Below are 3,603 nucleotides of genomic sequence, written 5' to 3' on the forward strand. Positions count from 1 at the left end.
GGCGTGACGGGGCGGGGCGGGCGCTGCCCGGCGGTGCCTGGCCTCGGCGGGATGGTGACGCTAGGCTCGGGCGGAGCTCGGGCAGGGGGGAGCGTTGCCAAATCTGATCCTCCCTCACGGCCGGGGCCCGGCCCTTGCACGAAGGCCGGGCGCGGAGTAAGCCCCGCGCCGAGGAAATCCCGGGAAACGAGTGCATGGCGATCGACAAGGACACCGCGCGCCGCGTGGCGCATCTGGCCCGTATCGAGGTGGCAGAGACCGATCTCGGCCCTCTGGCGGCCGAATTGTCGGCGATCCTGGGATTCATGGAGCAGCTCGCCGAGGTCGATGTCGCGGGGGTCGAGCCGATGACCTCGGTCACGCCGATGAAGCTGAAATGGCGCGCCGACGAGGTCACCGCCGGCGGCCAGCGCGACGCCGTGCTCGCCAATGCGCCGGATGCGCGCTCGGGCTTCTTCGCGGTGCCGAAGGTGGTGGAGTGATGGCGGATCTTCCCGGACTGACCATCGCCGCCGCCCGCGAGGGGCTGCGGAGCGGCGCGATCGACGCGGTCGAGCTGACCGAGGCCTGCCTGAGCGCAGCCGAGCGGTCGACGCCGCTCAATGCCTTCACGGCGCTGACGGCGGATCTCGCGCGCGGCCAGGCGCGGGCGGCCGCGGCGCGGCTCGCGGCGGGGGATGCGCCCGATCTCTGCGGCATCCCGCTCGGGATCAAGGATCTCTTCTGCGTCGAGGGCGTGTGCAGCCAGGCCGGCTCGAACATCCTGAGCGATTTCGCGCCGCCCTACGAGAGCAGCGTCACCCGGCGGCTCTGGGACGCGGGCGCGGTCTGCATCGGCAAGCTGAACATGGACGAATTCGCCATGGGCAGCTCCAACGAGACCTCCTGCTACGGCCCGGCGGTCAGCCCCTGGCGGCGGGCGGGGGACAATCGCGGGCTGACGCCGGGCGGATCCTCGGGCGGGTCGGCGGCGGCGGTGGCCGGGGATCTGGTGCTGGGGGCGACCGGAACCGATACCGGCGGCTCGATCCGCCAGCCGGCGGCCTTCACCGGCATCGTCGGGGTCAAGCCCACCTACGGGCGCTGCTCGCGCTGGGGGATCGTCGCCTTCGCCTCCTCGCTCGACCAGGCCGGCCCGATGGCGAAATCGGTGCGCGACGCCGCGATCATGCTGCATGCGATGGCCGGACACGACCCGAAGGATTCGACCTCGGCCGACCTGCCGGTCCCCGATTTCGAGGCGGCGCTGAGCGGCGACGTGCGCGGCAAGCGCATCGGCATCCCGACGGAATACCGCGTCGAGGGCATGCCGCCGGAGATCGAGGCGCTGTGGCATCGCGGCGCCGAGATGCTGCGCGACGCGGGTGCCGAGACCGTCGACATCAGCCTGCCGCATACGAGATACGCGCTGCCCGCCTATTACGTCATCGCGCCCGCGGAAGCCTCGTCCAATCTCGCCCGCTACGACGGGGTTCGCTACGGGCGGCGGGCGAAGATCGCGGCCGGCGACGGGATCACGCGGCTCTACGAGCGCACGCGGGCGGAGGGATTCGGCGCCGAGGTCAAGCGGCGGGTGATGATCGGCACCTATGTGCTCTCGGCAGGCTATTACGACGCCTATTATCTGCGGGCGCAGAAGGTGCGGACGCTGATCAAGCGCGATTTCGAGACGGTCTTCGCCCAGGGCATCGACGCGATCCTGACCCCGGCGACGCCCTCGGCCGCCTTCGCGATCGGCGAGATGGCGGATGCCGATCCGGTGCAGATGTATCTCAACGATGTCTTCACGGTTACGGTCAATCTTGCGGGCCTGCCCGGTGCCTCGGTGCCGGCGGGGCTGGATGCGCGGGGCTTGCCGCTGGGGCTGCAGGTGATCGGGCGGCCCTGGGAGGAGGCGGAGATGCTGAATATCGCCTTCGCGATCGAGGGGGCCGCCGGTTTTGCTGCAAAACCGGAAAAATGGTGGTAAGAACTTTCGCCGAGGTTGAGCAAATTGTCGAAAGGCGGGACGATGATGCGGATTCCAGCGCTGGTCATGGCCGGGGCGCTCGCCGCCTGCACCTCGAGTGTCACCGTGCCGAGCGAGACGGTTCTCTACGAGGTCCCGCCGGCCGGGACGGTCTCGACGGCCGGCGGCGGTGGCGACGATTTCACCGCGACGATCGAGAGCTCGCTCGCCGAGGGCTCGACCGTCGCGGCGGGCCCGTTGCCGCAGGCGGGCACGCCGCTCGACGACGACCGGCTGAACCTGATGGAATACACGCTCGAACAGCAGAAGATCGACGCGGCGATCGCGGAGCGCGACCTTGAGGAGGCGCGGTCGAAGCTGGTGGTCGTGCCGACGACATCGGTCCCGAACCAGGTCCAGGGCGTGAACATCGCGCTCTATGCCCAGCAGACCACCAATGCCGTCGGCGAGCGGCGCTATGACCGGCGGGTGGGTGCGCGGCTTTCGTCGAGCTGCGGGCGCTACCGGACGCCGGACGAGGCGCAGCGGGCATTCCTGGCGGCCGGTGGGCCGCAGACGGACAACCTCGGGCTCGATCCCGACGGCGACGGATTCGCCTGCAAATGGGATCCGACGCCCTATCGGCAGCTCAAGATCTGATCCGGGCGCTCGGGTGGAGCCGTGGGCGGTAGCCTGCGGAAAGGACGGCGCGGACCGTGGGCGGGGTGACGGCGGCGACCGCCCCGTCGGGATCGGTCTCCGTCTCGACCTTCCGGTATCCGTCGAAGGTCCAGGCAAGGATCTCGTGGTCGAGCTTCAGCCGGAACCGTCCGCCGGTCGCGAAGATGCTGCCGTCGGGCAGGTCGCGGAGGCGGCAGGTCTCGAAGGCGGCGCGGCGCTCGGCGTGCAGGATCCGGTCCATCTCCGGCGCCTTCGGCGGGCGGGCGGGGTCGCGGGCGCGGGCCCAGGCGGCGGCGAAGGCCCGGGCATCCGCGCGGCGGCATTCGAAGCAGGGGCGGTGCCCGGCCGCCAGCGCGGTGGCTTCGTCGAGAAAGAAGATCTCGGTATAGCCCGCGCCCATCACTTCGCGCTTGCGGTCGCGAAAGTCGATGCGGCAGCAGATCCAGGCCCTGCCGCGCCAGCGCGCGGCGCCGAGCTGTCGGTCGGGGCCGTGCAGCCTGCCGCCGCGGTTGCCCATGAAGAGCCCGCGGGCGGTCACGGCATGGAGCGTGCCGTCGGGGGCGCAGCGGTTCTGCAGGGGCGAGGGGCGGGGCAGGGTTCCGGGTCTCCGGTCTGGTGGCGCGCCCGGCGGGGCGTTCCGGCGCAGCTAGGATGAGGATCGTCGAGCGGTCCAGTCCGAATTTCGGCCCGCGCCGCGACGGGCTGCGGCCGGAGCTGATCGTCTTGCACTATACCGCCATGGCGACGGCGGAGGCGGCGCTCGAACGGCTCTGCGATCCGGCAGCCGAAGTGTCGGCGCATTATCTGGTGGCCGAGGATGGACGGGTCTGGCGGCTGGTGGGCGAAGCGGAGCGGGCCTGGCACGCCGGTGTCGGGGCCTGGCGCGGAGGGGGGGACGTCAATTCGCGCTCGATCGGGATCGAGCTCGCCAACCCCGGGCCGCTGGCCGGATTCCCGCCGTACCCCGAGCCGCA

Annotated in this window: 5 protein-coding genes; 4 read left to right on the plus strand and 1 reads right to left on the minus strand. The window is 71.2% G+C overall.

What is annotated here, in order from left to right; all coding sequences use genetic code 11:
* The first annotated feature begins 194 nt into the window (after nucleotides 1-194).
* From gatC to V7050_RS19595, 3 genes are read left to right on the plus strand one after another with little or no spacing between them, the layout of a single operon-like run.
* On the plus strand, nucleotides 195-482 hold the full coding sequence (gene gatC, locus V7050_RS19585) for an Asp-tRNA(Asn)/Glu-tRNA(Gln) amidotransferase subunit GatC (RefSeq protein WP_324370399.1): 288 nt from the start codon (nucleotides 195-197) through the stop codon (nucleotides 480-482).
* Nucleotides 482-1,969, plus strand: a complete 1,488-nt coding sequence (gene gatA, locus V7050_RS19590) for an Asp-tRNA(Asn)/Glu-tRNA(Gln) amidotransferase subunit GatA (protein ID WP_324370401.1) — start codon at nucleotides 482-484, stop codon at nucleotides 1,967-1,969. The genes gatC and gatA overlap by 1 nt, the downstream gene beginning before the upstream one ends.
* Nucleotides 1,970-2,011: 42 nt before the next feature.
* Nucleotides 2,012-2,608 carry a hypothetical protein gene (locus V7050_RS19595; RefSeq protein ID WP_324370403.1) on the plus strand — a complete coding sequence of 199 codons (597 nt, stop codon included), beginning with the start codon at nucleotides 2,012-2,014 and terminating at the stop codon, nucleotides 2,606-2,608.
* Here the strand turns inward: V7050_RS19595 and V7050_RS19600 are convergent.
* Nucleotides 2,598-3,167 (minus strand): hypothetical protein, encoded by a 570-nt coding sequence (locus V7050_RS19600; RefSeq protein ID WP_324370405.1) that lies wholly within the window; start codon nucleotides 3,165-3,167, stop codon nucleotides 2,598-2,600. The genes V7050_RS19595 and V7050_RS19600 overlap by 11 nt on opposite strands.
* A gap of 113 nt (nucleotides 3,168-3,280) precedes the next feature.
* On the opposite strand from V7050_RS19600, the gene V7050_RS19605 reads away from it, so the two are divergent.
* On the plus strand, nucleotides 3,281-3,603 hold a 323-nt coding region (locus V7050_RS19605; protein WP_324411096.1), incomplete at its 3' end, for an N-acetylmuramoyl-L-alanine amidase.

This window comes from Amaricoccus sp., assembly GCF_036846665.1.
Taxonomy (GTDB): Bacteria; Pseudomonadota; Alphaproteobacteria; order Rhodobacterales; family Rhodobacteraceae; genus Amaricoccus.